The 16,380-nt window shown below is 45.0% G+C and carries 16 protein-coding genes; 5 read left to right on the top strand and 11 right to left on the bottom strand.

Features of this window, described 5'->3' with window-relative positions; genetic code table 11:
- Positions 1-256 precede the first annotated feature (256 nt).
- The 5 genes from LZG72_RS28925 to LZG72_RS28905 form a co-directional block, all read right to left on the bottom strand.
- The gene (locus tag LZG72_RS28925; RefSeq protein WP_233878726.1) at positions 257-1,543 is read right to left on the bottom strand and encodes an O-acetylhomoserine aminocarboxypropyltransferase/cysteine synthase family protein; all 1,287 of its coding nucleotides are present in this window, start codon (positions 1,541-1,543) and stop codon (positions 257-259) included.
- Positions 1,544-1,647: 104 nt separating this feature from the next.
- Complete coding sequence (locus LZG72_RS28920; RefSeq protein WP_233878724.1) at positions 1,648-2,193, bottom strand: NADPH-dependent FMN reductase; 546 nt, start codon at positions 2,191-2,193, stop codon at positions 1,648-1,650.
- Between the two features lie 119 nt (positions 2,194-2,312).
- The gene (locus tag LZG72_RS28915; RefSeq protein WP_233878722.1) at positions 2,313-3,257 is read right to left on the bottom strand and encodes a YafY family protein; all 945 of its coding nucleotides are present in this window, start codon (positions 3,255-3,257) and stop codon (positions 2,313-2,315) included.
- A gap of 35 nt (positions 3,258-3,292) precedes the next feature.
- On the bottom strand, positions 3,293-4,306 hold the full coding sequence (locus LZG72_RS28910; protein WP_233878720.1) for an LLM class flavin-dependent oxidoreductase: 1,014 nt from the start codon (positions 4,304-4,306) through the stop codon (positions 3,293-3,295).
- Between the two features lie 93 nt (positions 4,307-4,399).
- The gene (locus tag LZG72_RS28905; protein ID WP_233878718.1) at positions 4,400-4,855 is read right to left on the bottom strand and encodes a DUF2147 domain-containing protein; all 456 of its coding nucleotides are present in this window, start codon (positions 4,853-4,855) and stop codon (positions 4,400-4,402) included.
- A gap of 438 nt (positions 4,856-5,293) precedes the next feature.
- On the opposite strand from LZG72_RS28905, the gene LZG72_RS28900 reads away from it, so the two are divergent.
- From LZG72_RS28900 to LZG72_RS28890, 3 genes are read left to right on the top strand one after another with little or no spacing between them, the layout of a single operon-like run.
- Positions 5,294-6,517 (top strand): GAF domain-containing sensor histidine kinase, encoded by a 1,224-nt coding sequence (locus LZG72_RS28900; RefSeq protein ID WP_233878716.1) that lies wholly within the window; start codon positions 5,294-5,296, stop codon positions 6,515-6,517.
- Between the two features lie 58 nt (positions 6,518-6,575).
- On the top strand, positions 6,576-7,802 hold the full coding sequence (locus LZG72_RS28895) for an RsmB/NOP family class I SAM-dependent RNA methyltransferase (RefSeq protein WP_233878715.1): 1,227 nt from the start codon (positions 6,576-6,578) through the stop codon (positions 7,800-7,802).
- Between the two features lie 48 nt (positions 7,803-7,850).
- On the top strand, positions 7,851-8,039 hold the full coding sequence (locus LZG72_RS28890; RefSeq protein ID WP_233878714.1) for a hypothetical protein: 189 nt from the start codon (positions 7,851-7,853) through the stop codon (positions 8,037-8,039).
- Between the two features lie 3 nt (positions 8,040-8,042).
- Here the strand turns inward: LZG72_RS28890 and LZG72_RS28885 are convergent, their stop codons facing one another.
- The 3 genes from LZG72_RS28885 to LZG72_RS28875 all read right to left on the bottom strand — a co-directional run bounded on the left by LZG72_RS28885 (position 8,043) and on the right by LZG72_RS28875 (position 10,090).
- Positions 8,043-8,498, bottom strand: a complete 456-nt coding sequence (locus LZG72_RS28885) for an SRPBCC domain-containing protein (RefSeq protein WP_233878712.1) — start codon at positions 8,496-8,498, stop codon at positions 8,043-8,045.
- Positions 8,499-8,565: 67 nt separating this feature from the next.
- Positions 8,566-9,363, bottom strand: a complete 798-nt coding sequence (locus LZG72_RS28880) for a ThuA domain-containing protein (RefSeq protein WP_233878727.1) — start codon at positions 9,361-9,363, stop codon at positions 8,566-8,568.
- A gap of 40 nt (positions 9,364-9,403) precedes the next feature.
- A complete protein-coding gene (locus LZG72_RS28875) occupies positions 9,404-10,090 on the bottom strand; it encodes an MBL fold metallo-hydrolase (protein ID WP_233878710.1) in 687 nt (228 codons plus the stop codon).
- Positions 10,091-10,188: 98 nt separating this feature from the next.
- Here LZG72_RS28875 and LZG72_RS28870 point away from each other — a divergent pair, with 98 nt between their 5' ends.
- Positions 10,189-12,306 carry a Tex family protein gene (locus LZG72_RS28870; RefSeq protein ID WP_233878708.1) on the top strand — a complete coding sequence of 706 codons (2,118 nt, stop codon included), beginning with the start codon at positions 10,189-10,191 and terminating at the stop codon, positions 12,304-12,306.
- A gap of 28 nt (positions 12,307-12,334) precedes the next feature.
- Here the strand turns inward: LZG72_RS28870 and LZG72_RS28865 are convergent, their stop codons facing one another.
- The gene (locus tag LZG72_RS28865) at positions 12,335-12,781 is read right to left on the bottom strand and encodes an SRPBCC domain-containing protein (protein WP_233878707.1); all 447 of its coding nucleotides are present in this window, start codon (positions 12,779-12,781) and stop codon (positions 12,335-12,337) included.
- A 108-nt stretch (positions 12,782-12,889) separates the two neighbouring features.
- On the opposite strand from LZG72_RS28865, the gene LZG72_RS28860 reads away from it, so the two are divergent.
- Positions 12,890-13,369 carry an SRPBCC family protein gene (locus LZG72_RS28860; RefSeq protein WP_233878705.1) on the top strand — a complete coding sequence of 160 codons (480 nt, stop codon included), beginning with the start codon at positions 12,890-12,892 and terminating at the stop codon, positions 13,367-13,369.
- On the opposite strand, the gene LZG72_RS28855 is transcribed toward LZG72_RS28860, so the two are convergent.
- Positions 13,341-14,666 (bottom strand): porin, encoded by a 1,326-nt coding sequence (locus LZG72_RS28855; RefSeq protein ID WP_233878704.1) that lies wholly within the window; start codon positions 14,664-14,666, stop codon positions 13,341-13,343. The two genes, LZG72_RS28860 and LZG72_RS28855, sit on opposite strands and share 29 nt — an antisense overlap.
- A 438-nt stretch (positions 14,667-15,104) precedes the next feature.
- Positions 15,105-15,758 (bottom strand): NAD(P)-dependent oxidoreductase, encoded by a 654-nt coding sequence (locus tag LZG72_RS28850; protein WP_233878703.1) that lies wholly within the window; start codon positions 15,756-15,758, stop codon positions 15,105-15,107.
- Positions 15,759-16,380 lie beyond the last annotated feature (622 nt).

Here is a 16,380-nt window from a genome sequence, read left to right as displayed (position 1 = left end):
CTTTAAAAACTCATCAGTCAACAAATCTTCTGGTCTCATAAACTGTGTTTTGTTAAAAGTAAAAAATCGGAGTTACAAACCCCGATTTAAACTTTACACAGATTTTGAGATAGTGTCCTTACTTTTTCACATCCCACTTCTCACATATCACTTTGCACATCCCACATCTCACACCTGACACATCTCACATCTTACTTTTCACATCTCACATCTCACACCTGACACATCTCACATCTTACTTTTCACATCTCACACCTTAGATTCCCGCAATCGATTGCTCGATATCAGCGATAATATCGTCGATGTGCTCGATTCCTACTGAGATGCGTAACTGTGATGGGAGAACGCCGGCGGAGATCTGCTCGGATTCGGAAAGCTGGGAATGCGTGGTGGAAGCCGGGTGGATGATCAGCGTTTTGGCGTCTCCTACGTTCGCCAGGTTGCTAATCAGTTTCAGGTTATCAACAAACTTTTCAGCTTGTTTCTGATCACCTTTCAGACTAAACGAAAGCACACCGCCGAATCCTCGTGTCAGGTACTTTTTAGCGAGTGAATGGTATTTGTTGCCTTCCAGCCCAATGTAGTTCACGCTTTCGACAGCCGGGTGGTTTTCAAGCCATTGTGCCAGTTTAAGCGCGTTTTCTGCAATGCGTTCCACACGAAGGGAAAGGGTCTCGATTCCCTGCAAAAAGAGGAATGAATTGAATGGGGATAACGAAGGTCCCCAGTCGCGCAAGCCTTCAACGCGTGCGCGTATGATGAATTGAATGTTCCCAAATGGCCCGCCAATGCCGAAAACCTCATTCAGTACCAACCCGTGATAACTCGGTGAAGGAGATGTGAATTGAGGATATTTACCATTGCCCCAGTTGTAAGTTCCTGCATCTACGATCACCCCGCCAATGGAAGTACCATGGCCGCCGATCCACTTGGTTGCGGATTGTACCACTACGTGTGCTCCGTATTTGATCGGCTGAAATATCGCCCCGGCTGCTCCGAACGTATTGTCCACGATCAGCGGAAGGTCATATTTAGTAGCTAGCGCCGAAAAAGCCTCGAAATCCGGAACACTGTAACTTGGGTTACCGATTGTTTCAAGGTAAATGAATTTTGTTTTATCATCGATCAGCTTTTCGAAGCTGCTCACATCGTCTCCGTCGGCAAAACGTGCTTCTACGCCGATGTTTTTGAAGGAATTTTTGAACTGATTATATGAACCTCCGTAAAGAAATGAGGTCGTCACAAAGTTGTCGCCGACGGTGGTGATGTTATTGATCGCTAAAAACTGCGCCGAATGTCCCGAAGCCGTAGCCAAAGCCGCAACTCCACCCTCCAAAGCCGCGATTCTTTTTTCGAAAACATCGTTTGTCGGATTCATGATCCGGCTGTAAATGTTACCGAATTCTTTTAATGCGAACAAATTAGCCGCATGTTCGGCATTATTAAAAACGTAGGAGGTAGTCTGATAAAGCGGGACAGCACGTGAATTGGTAACAGGATCAGGTTGCTGACCGGCATGAAGTTGCAAGGTTTCAAATTTCATTTTGCAATGCGTTTAATGTAGATAATCCCAAATGTATTAAATAAAAACACATAGTATACTTAAATAGTAGTCTTTTGTTTGCCGAATAATAAATTGAATTTTATTTAGGAAGTACACTTTTGGAGGGCAATTATTTCCAGCAGATTATCGCATTGATTTTGAAGTGCAGCTCGCGTTTCGGGATCGGTAACGCTTCCATTAACGATCTTTTGTTTTACATTCGGAATAGATAACGCCGAATCCTCATTTCGGACAGTACCTAATGCAGTGAGCGTCAGCAGGAGGGAGGCGAGGGCTTTTTCGCCGCCCGTGTTAAGCGGCGAGGCGCTGATTGCCGCTACCGGTTTCTCATTAAATTCACCCGTTGAAACCGTCCAGTCAAGTGCATTCTTTAACGTGCCTGGTACGCCAAACGCATATTCGGGCGTGCAGATAATTACGCCGTCCGCATTCGTAATGGCATTCTTGAATTGTCTTACTGCCTCATTTTCATCACGGCCCGGACTGAAATGCGGGATCTCGTCCAGGCCGTGAAAATGCACGAAATCGATCCCTTCCGGCAGCAGATCTTCAAGAGCCTTTAATAGTATCGTGTTTGTTGAGTCCGCCCGAAAACTTCCCGATATTCCCAGAATGGTCGTTTTTTTCATAGTATCATTTATATTTCGCCGCTCAGGATACAAGCCACTTAGATTACGCCATAGGTGAGGCAATTTTTTTTAGCGGATTATATTGAAACCTCAGGCTTAGTAGTTTACAGCTCCCGGCATTATTTCAACTTTTCTGCAATCTGCCCGATCAGCCCGGTAATGACCGATTTGAGGGTCTCAGGTTCGAGAATGACCGCATTGGGCGCGATCATGAGGTACCATCTGGCAAAACCTTCCAACGAGCCGGTCAGGAACGACATTTCGACAAAATCACCCTTTACACTTTCAGAAACAAACCCGTAATAAGTGCGTTGCTCATTGATGTACCGGACCACACGTTTTTCGATGCGGATCCGGACCAGCCTCATGTTTGCATTTTCCCAGGTATCCACCATCAAATCCTTCATTGGTGCATGTTGGTGTTCAAACGGGCGATCCGTGAGATCACAATGGAGCACCCGGTCGGAACGGAAATTGCGGTAATCGTTTCTTAAATGGCAGAAAGCGATGGTATACCAGTAATTATGTTCATGGTAAATGCCCACTGGCTCCACGATTCGTTCCGTGGGATTGCTTGCGCTCAGTGCCGCATAGTTGATTTTGACAATTTTTTTTTCGGAAATGCCTTTAAGCAGAATGTCGAGTGTATTGCTGTTCGCGGTATGGAAAGCCTGGGCTGCCGGGCGAACATGAATGTGATTTTCCAGGTTCTCAACCATCGATTTCTCACTGCTGCGGAGCACCGATTTCACTTTAAACATGGCCGATTGGTATTGCGACTGCGTGGAGAGGTCGGTGAATTTCTCCATCAGTTTTTCCGCGGTGATGAAAGTACGGGCTTCCTCCCGGGTAAACATTACAGGAGGCAGACGATAGCCATCCATGATCGAATAACCTACGCCTGCCTCCCCGATAATCGGTACGCCCGCCTCCGCCAGCGAGCTGATATCTCTGTATACGGTCCTCAAACTGATATCGAACCGGTCGGCCAGATCCTGTGCTTTTACAATTTTGCGGGATTGGAGCTGGATTAAGATTGCTGTAATTCGGTCGAAACGGTTCATTTTGGTAACAGAAAAGGTCTGCCACAAAAATAAGTTTAAACCACCGGTTCTCTCAAATTAAATGCTTCCGAAATGAGCTGAAAGGATCTTACCCTGTTCGCGACACTGTCCGCCATGGTCGAAATGATGATTTCATCCACTTCGAATTCGTTAGCAAGTTTTGTAAGCTGCTCTTTTACAGACTCCTTCGTTCCGGAAATGATACGCCCGCTGTTATATTGAAGGCGATCAAGTTCTCCCGCGGTAAATTGATATTTAGCAACGGTTTCCGGGTCCGGGAATGGTCCGAATTTGCCTTTCTCAAATTCGATCAAAATGTAGTCCATCATTTTCCGCATTTGTACCGCTTTTTCTTCCGTTTCGCCACACAAAACAAATACCGATAAAATGGCATGCGGCTGCGCATATTGATCCGATGGCCTGAAATTTTTTCTGTACGTTTCAACTACGTCTGGCCGGACGAAACCATTGATAAACTTAGCGACTGCCAGTCCCATTCCAAATCTGGCAGCAATGTTACTGCTACCGCCGCTCGAACTCAAAATCCATTGCATTGGGATCGTTTCGGATTGTGGGGTTGCATAAATGAAGCCGCGCTCGGTACCGGCAGTATCTCTGAAAAAGTGCTGCAAATGCTCCAATTGGCGCAAATAGCTCGATTCACTGAAATCGTTGGATGGATTTAAAATGGAAGAAGTAATGCGGTCGGTTCCCGGAGCCCGTCCCATTCCCAGATCTATCCGGCCGGGAAAAAGCGTTTCGAGCATTCTGAAATTTTCCGCCACCTTTAACGCGCTGTGATTCGGCAGCATAATCCCGCCCGAACCAATGCGAATGTGCTTTGTAGCGTCCCCGAGCTTTACCATGAGAACCTCGGGCGTGGAGCCGGCGATAAAAGTGGAATTATGATGTTCTGAAACCCAGAAACGGCTGTAACCCAGCTCTTCCGCAAGTTTCGCCGTATCGATCGTTTCCTGTATGGCCTGCTGAACAGTAGAACCTTGTCTGACAACAGATTGGTCGAGTATTCCTAATTTAATGTGATTCATTAATGCAAAAACGTGTTTCGTTGGTAACAACACGTTTCACATTTGTATTCCTTGTTGATGCAAAAACCCACTAACCTTTGAGAAAGTGCGGGTCTATTGTTGTGCTGAGTTCTTTGCAGGCCGCTCCCAGTAGGTAGACCGTCCGAGTAGGGGAATGCCAATGTAACTCCGGACTTCCAGCAGTTTCTTACGGATTTTTAGTAAGCAGTTATAGGTTTTCCCACTCTTTGGATCATACATTTTGCCATTGTCCCAAAGTCCGTCTTCATAAACAAAATCGTGTAGTATATTGACATTGTGCAGGTTTCTGGTCCGCAATTTCTCGTTGGTGTTTTGGACATCTTTCCTGGATGTTACCCCATCCGATTCAAATAAATTTTCAGACCACAGTAGCTTCCCAAAGTATTCGGACCCCACTTTATATATTTCGATCCGACTGTCTTTTTCTTCGCTCAACCACTCTCCAAGAATCTCGTCGGCTGACTGAGTTTGCGCATTAGCTGCGTTAGAAAATAGTGTAAAAAGTAGTAAAATTATTATTTGATACATCCGCTGTCTAATGTTTTTCTAGGCACAATTCAAAAACTCAACTTAATATTATTCAATTTGCAAAGTTTGACTGGTTGGGTGAGTTAATGTGCGTTAATTAGTTAAAAAAGCAATAGAGCTAAATAAGGCGCTATTTTTACTATGGTATTTTAAATAACGATGTTAGATTTAATGGTTAACGCTGTTAACGGTTACTTCATTTTTTTGACTGCTCGATTTTGTACTATTGCTTATCAATTTTTGTCTTGACAAGATACAACTCTTATCCGGTTTGAAAAACAGAATTATTTCAAGACTGCTTCTTGGCAGGCCTGTACTGTGCTCAGACAACATTATCAGTTAGTTGGCTGTAACCCGGGTACAATCTGACGAACTTTACAATTAATTCTAGACTGGAATAAATTATCTTTGACATTTGAATCTCAACATTCCCAAAACGTGACCCTTATTGAAACTCCGATCCCGGTTGATGAACTGGAAAGGATTAAGGCCTTATCCGATTTCGACCTCGATTACTCCGAGCATCAGATCACATTCAAAGATCTTGCCAAACTTGCGGCAAAGGTCACTGGTACCCAAATTTCTCTTGTTAACCTGATTGATTCCCTGACACAATGGACGATTTCAGGCTACGGACTAAATATTGACCAAATGCTTCGGGAGGATTCCGTATGTCAGTACACGATTATGGAGGCGGATCATTTTGAAATCAGTGATCTCACAGCGGATGATCGTTTTAAGGATAAATTTTATGTGACTGGCGCGCCGAATGTTACCTATTATTATGGAATTCCATTGAAATCAACGAATGGCCTGAATATCGGCGCATTGTGCGTGATGGACCGGAAACACGTGGAGCTCGACCCGGAACAAACGGAATTGATGAAGATCATCGCCGATGAAATTGTATGCCGGATACAGGCTTGCAAAACAATGGATGACTTGCAAGCGAAACTCTCGGAAGCAACACAAAATCAAAAAAAGGTCGCACACGACATTCGTGGGCCTTTGGGAGGGATTATGGGGCTCGCGCAGATCATCACGGAGCAAGGTGAGAGCAACCAAATGAACCAGGTTCTTGAATTCGTGGATCTTATCGAAAAAAGCAGCCGGTCAATTCTGGACCTGGCTGAGGAAATACTGGATACTCATGGCGGAAAAGCATCTACAAGTACTGGCAACACTGATAAGTCGACGTTCAATCTGAGCATGTTCAGGGACAAGATCGAGACGCTGTATGGGCCGCAGGCAAAACACAAGAATATTCATTTCGAAGTACGTGTGTGCCCAAACACAAATAACCTTCTGTTTTCAAAAAGTAAGTTGCTACAGATCGTAGGCAATCTGATTTCTAATTCAATGAAATTCACGCCTGAAGAAGGAAGTGTGACGGTAACTCTTTCATTGACCCCTAATGCCGGGGATTATACTCTAAACATGACTGTCGCGGATTCGGGAGTCGGGATGGATGACGCGACGATTGCCTCCATTTTAAACGGAAGCTTGTCGTCGACGGAAGGTACTGGCGGTGAGTTGGGTTACGGATTTGGTTTGGCACTGGTGAAACAGCTCGTAGCAGGTCTCCAGGGACAAATTGCCATTACCTCACTGCCAGGCGCAGGAACCACTTTTGAAGTTAATTTGCCACAAAAGATCCGTTAACCTCGCATTCCTGGATTTCCTTTATCAATTTTAAGGCACATTCAACAAGCATCACAATTTGAAACTTTACAGAGGGTTAGTGGGTGGCACCGTCGAGGCACTCCAGCACATTTTTGTGCGAAACCGGCAGGCAGATCGCGTCGTCGAACAAATACTGAAATCGAACAAGAAGTGGGGAGCACGTGACCGGGCGTTTATCGCTGAAAATACCTATGAAATGGTGCGTTGGTGGCGGCTGGTAAAATATGCGGCCGACATGCCAAAAGCTTCTGATGCGCAAGATTTCTGGCATTTGATAGGCGTGTGGCAACTGATAAAGCCGCTGCACTTGTCGACAGAACCAGTGGAACTATTACCGGAATGGCCGGAATTCTCCGCCATAGATCCCATCCGGGTCAAGGAAAGGTATGTGGAAGGTCTCCAAACCCGTAAAGTTGCCCAGTCTGTTCCTGACTGGATTGACGAAATCGGAGAAAAGGAATTGGGTGAAAAATGGGGGCCGGAGCTGGTTGCGCTAAATAAAACAGCACCGCTCACACTCCGGGTTAACACATTGAAAACGGATATTGCAGCTGTCCGCGAGATCCTGGGTAGTGAAAATACAGAAATGGTTTCAGGGGTACCGGAGGCCATTACTTTAAAAAAGAGGCAAAATGTAGGATCGAACGAGGCTTTCAAAAATGGGCTGTTCGAGGTACAGGATGCTGGTTCACAGCTTATTGCACCTTTTTTGGATATCAGGCCAGGCATGAGTGTGATCGATGCTTGTGCAGGGGCAGGCGGGAAAAGCTTGCACATTTCAGCACTTCTTCAAAATACCGGCTCCGTGCTGGCCATGGATATCGAAGATCACAAACTGACTGAGCTCGTCAAACGGGCTCACCGAAATGGGGTAACGAACTTACAGACGATGCTGATCGACTCGGAAGATAGTATAAAAAGTCTGTCTGAGACTGCGGATCGGGTTTTATTGGACGTTCCTTGTTCGGGATTAGGTGTTTTAAGACGCAATCCAGATTCAAAATGGAAGTTAAAGCCTGAATTTCTTAACAGCATCAGGAACGTGCAAGGACAGATTTTGAGCACCTACTGCCGAATGGTAAAAAAGGGCGGAAAACTGGTTTACGCCACTTGCAGCATTCTGCCATCCGAATCGGAGGATCAGGTCCAACTGTTTTTAAAAGAAAATGTCAAGAAATGGAAGTTGGTTTCTGAGCACCGGACTTCGGTTGCACATGATGGATTCGACGGATTTTATATGGCGCTCCTCGAACGGAAACGCTGATAGGGCGGCATGGTTTTTTCTAATTGCTGTCAAACAAAAATAGAAACCATGCCAGATAAACAACCACCAGCCACCAGCTACCCGGAACCAGGTCAAACCGCACCTTTGAATCCAACTCCGGATGTCCCGGGTCCGGATGCCCCGGAAGTCGAAACCGGTTCCAGAATGGATACTGATATCCCAGCCGAGGAAACTGATGAAAACGAAGTTGGTGAAGTAGAATCTGAAAATCCCTGATTTTCAGATTCTTTCCACAAGTTTTTTGATTTCAACCAGGATCGGGTTCCAGCCTTCTCCATGGTTGTACGACTCCTGGTATCTTCTTTCTCCGTCTGCAACTTTGCTGTAATCACCCTGCGATACATCCAAAATGGTTTTGTCACCATCCGGAGTCAGCTCATACGTAACATGCAGGTAGTTTTCGGAAGTGTCGTCAATGTCTGAGTTTGGATCTATGGTAGTGTAAATAAGTCGTTTACCAGGTTCTAGTTCGACAATTTCGCCTTTCACAAATACCATTTCCTTGCCTTCGTAAGTACCTTTCCAAAGCAACTCGCTTCCCGGTTTCCAGTCTGAAACGGTTTCGCAGCCAAACATGTACCGTCTGGTCTTTTCAGGATTCACCAATGCATCCCATACCTGGCCGGCAGGCGCGTCGATGGTAATGCTGTTTCTAATGATAAGTGGTTCCGTCATTTTTTTGTGGTTTTAGTTGGTCGTTAAGTTAAAAGTAAAAGTACCCTTGAATTGTTTCTTCCGCAATTCACTTTTTAGAATTTCCAAGCCATATTAATGCGTCGACGACCAGTTTGTTCTGGGTTGCGTTGGCAAACGTAAACGACAGCTCCTTGTTCGTCTTGTTTTCATAATCGATGTCGTTATGCCCCATATTCATGTAGATCATTTTGTATTTTTTATTTGTCCAAACCACCGGATAATACCCGCTATGCCATATTTCATGCGTTTTCGGACCGGTTCCCAGTGGAAAGCTAGCGGGATCGATGGATAACAAAATCTGAATATCCGGATTTGCTTTCAGATCTTTTTCCCAGCGATACCATTCATTTGGGGCTGTTTTGAAAGTATCCGGCAGGTTTTTGGTCGCAGGGTGGCCGGAGTCTTCACGTTTCAGAATGGCGGATGTGGGCCGCCAGGTGTTGCTTTTATATTGCCCTGAACCCAGAAATGTATCATGGTACCAATCCCAATCCTGATTGTAGGCGGAAGGCGTCAGCGCAAATGCTGAAAAGTGGAAACCCATCCAGCCCCCGCCATTTTCCATATAGGTCTGAAAAGCAGCGCGTTGCTCCGGTTTTTCCGGTCGGGTATCCAGGAACAGGACAACCTGATAATTTGAGAGATATTCTGCATTCAGGTTATTCCAGTTGCTTGTAGAATCATAAGTAAAGCCGTATTTCTTTCCCATTTCGGGGAAAAACCGATGGGCTTCACCAACAAAACTGATATGTGCACGGTCGTTTTTACCCGTAAAAAATGCTACTACTTTAAATGAAGACGGTTTTTGGGCAAATAGTGCATGAACCGGAACCAGAAAAGCGATGTAGATAAGGAGGAAAGTGAGTTGTTTTTTCACGTTGATGTTAGCTGAATTTTTTCAAGATTTTCTTGTTCGCGGATTTAGTTAATGGACTTCCATGACCGAAAACGGCACTGTCGAAATCGAAAGTGGCTGCTTTCAGAATGCTTTTTGCTCCGATCGCACGATCTTCATACACAGTGCTATAATCCAATCCCAGTAAGTTATTGCAAATGTCACCTGCAATTAACACACCATCGTTTTTCACCAAAAGTGCAATATGGCCTTCTGAATGTCCGGGAGTATGGATTACTTCTACACCACCGGCAATGGGCAGCACATCGCCATCTTTCAGGTTGGTGCTAACCTGGAATGTCTCTGTTTCGTTTGGACTATTGTTAATAAAAATCATATAGAGGATCCGGTTGAGTAAGCTGGATGAGCGCTGATGCGGTAGCCTGCCGCCTTTCCCCATTTCAACCAGCGCAGCATCTTCAAAATGCATATGTACAGGTATGCGCAGCGTATTTTTGATGTCGGCAGCACTTCCGCTGTGATCGGGGTGACTATGTGTTAAAATGATTTGTTTAATGTCGCCCGGGTTTTTCCCCGACTTCTCGATTGCGGAGAAAATTTTGCCTTTGCTGTCCTTAAACCCGGTATCAATGAGTGTGAGGCCATTATCCTCAATGATAAACGCATTTACCGGACCTATGGAAATCTGGTAAACGTGATCGGAGATTTGTTTCATAACGGTTTCAGTTTGTGATTTGAAGGCGAATGGGAATTTTAGTTTTTAAAGCTACAAAAACCAGTTTTATTTGTTGTCATTAATGTATTTACCTATCTATGAACTACGCACTCATTGCCCAGCAGACCAGCATTACTGAAAAACAGGTACGAAACACCATTCAGCTTTTTGAAGAAGGTGCAACATTGCCCTTCATTTCACGATACCGAAAGGAAGCGACCGGCGGGCTGGACGAGGTGCAGATCGGGAATATCAAAGAATCATGGCAGAAGCAGCTGGATGTTGAAAAGAGGCGTGAAGCAATCCTGAAAAACATTGAAGATCAAGGGAAAATGTCTCCCGAACTGCGAAAAAAAATCGAAGCGGTGTATTCTTTGACGGAGCTTGAAGATCTTTATTTACCCTATAAACAAAAGAGAAAAACGCGCGCCACCATTGCCATTGAAAAAGGACTGCAACCTTTGGCGCAGGCTATATTTGCTGGAAAAGAAACCGACCCCGAGCGTAAAGCAGCCGCTTATCTGGGCGATCAGGTGGGCACGGTAGAAGAAGCGTTGCAGGGAGCGAGGGACATTATGGCTGAATGGGTGAATGAAAATCAGGATGCCCGGGCACGTATCCGACAGATTTTTCAGCGAGGTGCCGTGATTACTTCAAAAGTGAAGAAGAAAAAGGAAGAAGAAGGTGTGAAATACCGCGATTATTTCAATTTCTCCGAACCGCTCTCGCGCATTCCGTCACATAGGTTGCTGGCGATCCGGAGAGGTGAGGAAGAAGGTTTCCTGAGCGTCGATATCTCTCCGGATGAAGATCAGGCACTCGAAACTCTGGATCGACTTTTTCTTCGGGGAAGTTCCGGTTGTCAGGATCAGATCCAGGAAGCTGTAACGGACTCATATAAACGCTTGTTGAAACCGTCCATTGAAACGGAATTCAGTAACCTGTCCAAAGAGAAAGCCGATATTTCAGCCATTCAGATTTTTACGGAAAATCTGCGACAGCTACTATTAGCATCTCCACTCGGGCAGAAAAACGTGTTAGCCATCGACCCGGGGTATCGCACCGGGTGCAAAGTGGTAGTGCTCGACAGTCAGGGTAACCTGTCGTCGGATGTCGTGATCTATCCATTTGACAGGCCGGCAGATGCCCAGACCAAGCTGACGGATTTGATTAAAAAATACAATATCGAGGCAATCGCCGTCGGAAATGGGACTGCTGGCCGGGAGACGGAAGATTTTGTAAAAAAGGTTTTGGAAGCATCAGGTCAGTCGGATACTGTCGGACTTTTCATGGTGAGTGAGCAGGGCGCGTCCATTTACTCGGCGTCGGATGTGGCGAGAGAGGAATTTCCGGATAAGGACGTGACGGTGAGGGGATCGGTTTCTATCGGTCGGCGACTGATGGACCCGCTTGCGGAATTGGTTAAAATTGATCCGAAGTCGATCGGAGTGGGGCAGTACCAGCACGATGTGGACCAGAATTCATTGCGAAATGCTTTGGATAAAGTCGTAGAATCATGCGTGAATTCCGTAGGCGTAAATCTCAACACGGCAAGCAAGCATTTATTACGCTATGTATCAGGCCTTGGACCCGCTCTGGCGCAGAATATCGTGGATTTTAGGGCTAAAAACGGCAACTTCAAAACCAGGCAGCAATTATTGAAAGTTCCCAGACTTGGATCGAAGGCTTTTGAACAGGCCGCAGGCTTTTTGCGCATTGAGAATGGGTCTAATCCACTGGATAACAGTGCTGTACATCCCGAGCGTTATGATCTGGTCGAGAAAATGGCAAAAGATACCGGCGCTACGATCAAGGATTTGATACAAAAACCGGAGTTGAGAAAAAACATCAGACCTGAAAAGTACATTTCGGAGACAGTCGGGTTGCCAACGTTAAAAGACATACTTTCTGAACTGGAAAAACCCTCACGCGATCCGCGGGCAGAAATGAAAAAGTTCGAGTTTGACAATGCAGTCCGAAAACCGGAAGATCTGAAAATAGGAATGATACTAGCAGGATTAGTAACGAACATCACCGCGTTTGGGGCATTTGTGGACATCGGCGTAAAACAAGACGGACTCGTTCACGTCTCCCAGCTTGCCGACCGGTTTGTAAAAGACCCAAACGAAGTTGTCCGCCTGCAGCAGGAAGTAAAGGTAAAAGTAACCGAAGTAGACCTGGCCCGTAAACGGATCGCATTAAGTATGAAATTGTGAATGGAGGTAGACACCTCCATTCCACATCTCACAAAACATGCTTGTGATCCTCTTCCAAAATGCGTTTAATGTTTCTTCCCACACTCATCCATTTTTCTTCCGCATGGACTACATCTTCGTCGGTCTCTAAATTATCCTGCGTAATGACCAACGTAGTAATGTGATCGTATTCTGAAACATGGTAAGTAACATGCATGTAGTTGTCTTCAAAATCCTCCGTCCCGAAGAGCGGACTCCAGAATGTAAAGCTTAAAACGCGTTCCGGTATGATTTCGAGAATGGTACCTTTGTCTTCATACGGCCTACCTTCCCATTCTCCGCGGAATGTAATCGGGCTGCCGACTTCCCAATTGGAGCTGACGATCGCGCCGTGCATATATTGCTTTACAATTTCAGGATTAATGAGCGCCTTCCAAACGTCGGAAGGGCTGGCGTGGATCGACACAGTGGTAGTTGCAATCAGTTTCCGGTTCATGCTTTTCAGGATTAGTTTTGCTTTTTTTTCAAGAAAACCGTGCCAAATAGCTTGTCTGCGGTCACGTGGCGCGAATGTTTAAGCATATTTTAAAAGACCTACTTGTAGATGCAGGAGCTATATTATACACAGAAGTTGCCGATTACGCTGGACGAAGCCTGGTCGTTTTTCTCAGATCCGGTCAACCTGAAAGAAATTACACCGCCACACATGGGCTTTGTTGTCAAATCCACCACGTACAGACAGAAAATGTATGCGGGGCAAATCATCCGTTACATTGTCAGGCCAATCCTCGGGATACCCTTGAAATGGTGCACAGAGATTACACATGTGGTTGATAAACAGTATTTTATAGATGAACAGCGTTTCGGTCCGTACGCATTCTGGCATCATCAGCACCATTTTACGGCAATTGAGGATGGTGTTTTAATGGAGGATATTCTCCATTATAAAGTGCCGTTTGGTTTTATCGGGGATTGGGTAAATGCATTGTTCGTGAAGAAGGAAGTCTCCGCCATCTTTGCCTACCGAAAAAAAGTCCTGACCGAGCGCTTTGGAGCTAGAAATTATACTGCACCCGGCAGGTAAACAGGTCGTCGTGAACGTCGCTTTCAAAACCGGCCAGCATGGCTGACTTCTCATTTCGCACGAAATCGTAGTAGAATGTAATTTTCAGGGACTCGTTTGGCGTGTAAACGTACCCCATTCCAAAGGTGTCGTAGCGGATATCGGCTTTTCCAAAACCTTTTGCAGATGCTATCTCATTGCCGGAAACCCGTGTATTCGGGTCATACCAATCGTATTTGCAGACAAACTGATGTTCCACACTGCCAAGATTTTGCAAAAAGTAGAAATATGCACCGTCGAAATTCCGGGTGTAAAGCGGATCTTTTATCCCGTTTGTGATTGGATAAGCTCCCGGAGTTTCGCTCGTGGAGAAAGTCGCAGTCTGTTTGCCTCGGATGTACTCCGCACGAAACTCGGTTTCTCCCTTTTGATTTGGGAATGAGAGCTGAAAATCACCTCCTGCATACCTTCTAGGCGTTTTCTTGCCAAGGTTGGTAGCGCTAGAATCGCGTCGCATCACATATTCGTGCCCGGTATGCTGCGAGGTATAAAGTACATCGGACTGGCTGGCAATTCCTCCCCAATATCCCGAAAAAGCCGCAGAAAGCGTGGCACGACCTAATGCCCGAAACTTGGAAGGTTTTAAACTCAGCCGGCCGATCAAATCTTTCAGACTGTCATAATCGACTGGCCCGGACATACCCTGGCCATTATAAAGACCGAGGTCAAACTTCAATTTTTGCCAGAAATCATGATTTTGCCGGCTGGTAACCGTCAGCATGGCGCCGATGTCTCGCTCCGTCCGCATCAGGATTTGTGACATACGCCCGCGTTCGGGTGTTTCACGATTAGCCGAAGACAGGTTAACTTCATTGCCAAACGGCCTTGCAAACATCCCGGTGGTCAACGCGAAAATTTTGAATTTGTTCTCGTAGAAGCGTCCCCAGAAATCGCGTATTACTACGCCGCGTTCTGTTCCATCGAACTGGAACACAAAGTATGAAGTTGGATTATTATTCTTATTTAAATGCGCATAGTCAACCCGCAAACGTCCTCTTCGCAGCATAAACCGGTTGTTGGATTGGGCCGAAAAATTTCCGCCGCCGTATGTTTCCGCGCCTTTCCTGGAAATGACTTGAAATTGTGGCTGAATGTATCCACTCACCCGGACCCGGTTGTAACGCTCATAAATAGACAACATCCCTTTTCCCATCTGGTTGGTAGTATCCACAAGATCCATCAGGAATCGCTGGCCCAGAACTTCGTGGTTTCCCAGGCACATATATAGGAGGAAAATACCGGCAATGCGGTGTTTCATTGAAATATAATTGGTGTCAGAAAAAGTTACAAAGAACCTTATTTTCCATTAATAATCGCGAGGAGGCTTCGAATAACTTTCGGGCCAATGCATTATTCCCATCGTCATCGACTCAGAGATATTCAACAGAAAATGTTTGAAAATGAAAAGGAAGCTGGCAGAATGAGAAAATGAGGAGAAGATATTTGCCGTAACTGCTTGATAATGAGAAGTACTTTGTAATGCACTTTTAATGCGTATTAAGTTTTTAGTATTTATTAAAAGTATCAAAAGTAAGTTACTTATTATATTTTTAGATTAAGTATTCATACATCAAGTATTAAAAGTAAAGAACTATTAATATATTTAATTAGTTTTTTACTTTTAATACATTTGACTATTTTAGAAAGTATTGATTGTTAAAACGGTTAATACTTTCTAAATAATTAGAAAGTAAAGTTAGTATCCTACTGTGAATCTTTTTTGAATGTATTGCGGGTTTTCGATTTCGTCCACAACTGCTTTCGCAAGATCTTCTACTGCGATGATACTTCTTCCTTGCTCGTTGAAAACCGGCGTTTCGAGGGAAGTTTTGTAGGTGCCATATTTATAGCTGGATGTTCCGGGATGCATTTCAATGGCTGGGCTGAGATAGGTCCAGTCGAGTTCCGTTTCTTTTCTCAGGATGTTGAGATAATCACGGTTTGCTTCTGAGCCTGCTTTGTATTCTGCCGGGAATTCGGGGGTATCTACAAGTTGCAAGCCTGGCGCTACTTCGAGGCTACCAGCACCGCCTACAAGCAGAAACCTGGTTACACCCGAATCTTTAACCCCCTGCTGGATCGCCTGCGCACCTTCCAGGAATTCATTGTAGATATTCGGGTTCGTCCAGCCCGGGTTATAGGTGGCAACTACTGCATCGGTACCGGTGACCGCAGCCGTTACTTCAAGAGGGTCGAGTACATTGGCAGCTACCGGTGTTACGAGGTCACCTGTGGCGTCAATTTTATCAGGGTTGCGGGCTATTGCCACAACCTGGTGACCTCTCGCTATAAGTTCTTTCAATACTTGTGAGCCAACAAACCCGGTGGCCCCGATTAATGCTACGTTCATTTGGAAATGGATTGAGATTTGAGTTTACAATGCACTAAAAATAGTCACAGTTTTTGGATTAACGGCTATTGGCGTTTCCGGATGAAGTTAGTTGGGTGTTTGGTGTGAGATGTGAGATGTGAGATGTGAGATGGAGGATGGAGGATGGAGGATGGAGGATGGAGGATGGAGGATGGAGGATGGAGGATGGAGAGGTGTGAAATGTGAATAGTGAGATGTAAGATGTAAGATGGGAAATGGGAGAAATGATGGGATGGGAGATGGGCGAGAGAACGGGGTGACTTTAGAGTTTTAGCAGTATTTGCCTGCGTTTATTTTTCGAAAGGGAATTACTATTTATAAATACAATTAGTCACGGGCTTGTCATACATTTGTTTTGTATTAGAAGTCTAGTTCATTTAGTATTAACTTTATTGACAGTTTATATAAATAGTATAAAATTATATAATACATATGTTACATTAATACTTAATAATAATATTATATTTATAATACTTTTTAAAAGGGACTATCGCATTAACTGTGTAAACTTTTCAATCGGGGTCGGGCAAAGCTTAAAGCCTGACTCTGTTTTCAAAAATAGTCAAAAATTGATTCAGGATCATGCCCCAGTTTCGGATCG

It is taken from the genome of Dyadobacter sp. CY323, from assembly GCF_021390245.1.
Classification (GTDB): Bacteria; Bacteroidota; Bacteroidia; order Cytophagales; family Spirosomataceae; genus Dyadobacter.
The sequence above is the reverse complement of the archived record's forward strand: the minus strand, read 5'-3'. Positions and strand labels throughout refer to the sequence as shown.

Coding starts and splice junctions, on each gene's coding strand:
- LZG72_RS28905 (WP_233878718.1), bottom strand. CDS start 4,855: ATGTATCAAATAATAATTTTACTACTTTTTACACTATTTTCTAACGCA.
- LZG72_RS28910 (WP_233878720.1), bottom strand. CDS start 4,306: ATGAATCACATTAAATTAGGAATACTCGACCAATCTGTTGTCAGACAA.
- LZG72_RS28855 (WP_233878704.1), bottom strand. CDS start 14,666: ATGAAACACCGCATTGCCGGTATTTTCCTCCTATATATGTGCCTGGGA.
- LZG72_RS28850 (WP_233878703.1), bottom strand. CDS start 15,758: ATGAACGTAGCATTAATCGGGGCCACCGGGTTTGTTGGCTCACAAGTA.
- LZG72_RS28870 (WP_233878708.1), top strand. CDS start 10,189: ATGAACTACGCACTCATTGCCCAGCAGACCAGCATTACTGAAAAACAG.
- LZG72_RS28890 (WP_233878714.1), top strand. CDS start 7,851: ATGCCAGATAAACAACCACCAGCCACCAGCTACCCGGAACCAGGTCAA.
- LZG72_RS28860 (WP_233878705.1), top strand. CDS start 12,890: ATGCAGGAGCTATATTATACACAGAAGTTGCCGATTACGCTGGACGAA.
- LZG72_RS28865 (WP_233878707.1), bottom strand. CDS start 12,781: ATGAACCGGAAACTGATTGCAACTACCACTGTGTCGATCCACGCCAGC.
- LZG72_RS28925 (WP_233878726.1), bottom strand. CDS start 1,543: ATGAAATTTGAAACCTTGCAACTTCATGCCGGTCAGCAACCTGATCCT.
- LZG72_RS28885 (WP_233878712.1), bottom strand. CDS start 8,498: ATGACGGAACCACTTATCATTAGAAACAGCATTACCATCGACGCGCCT.
- LZG72_RS28875 (WP_233878710.1), bottom strand. CDS start 10,090: ATGAAACAAATCTCCGATCACGTTTACCAGATTTCCATAGGTCCGGTA.
- LZG72_RS28920 (WP_233878724.1), bottom strand. CDS start 2,193: ATGAAAAAAACGACCATTCTGGGAATATCGGGAAGTTTTCGGGCGGAC.
- LZG72_RS28915 (WP_233878722.1), bottom strand. CDS start 3,257: ATGAACCGTTTCGACCGAATTACAGCAATCTTAATCCAGCTCCAATCC.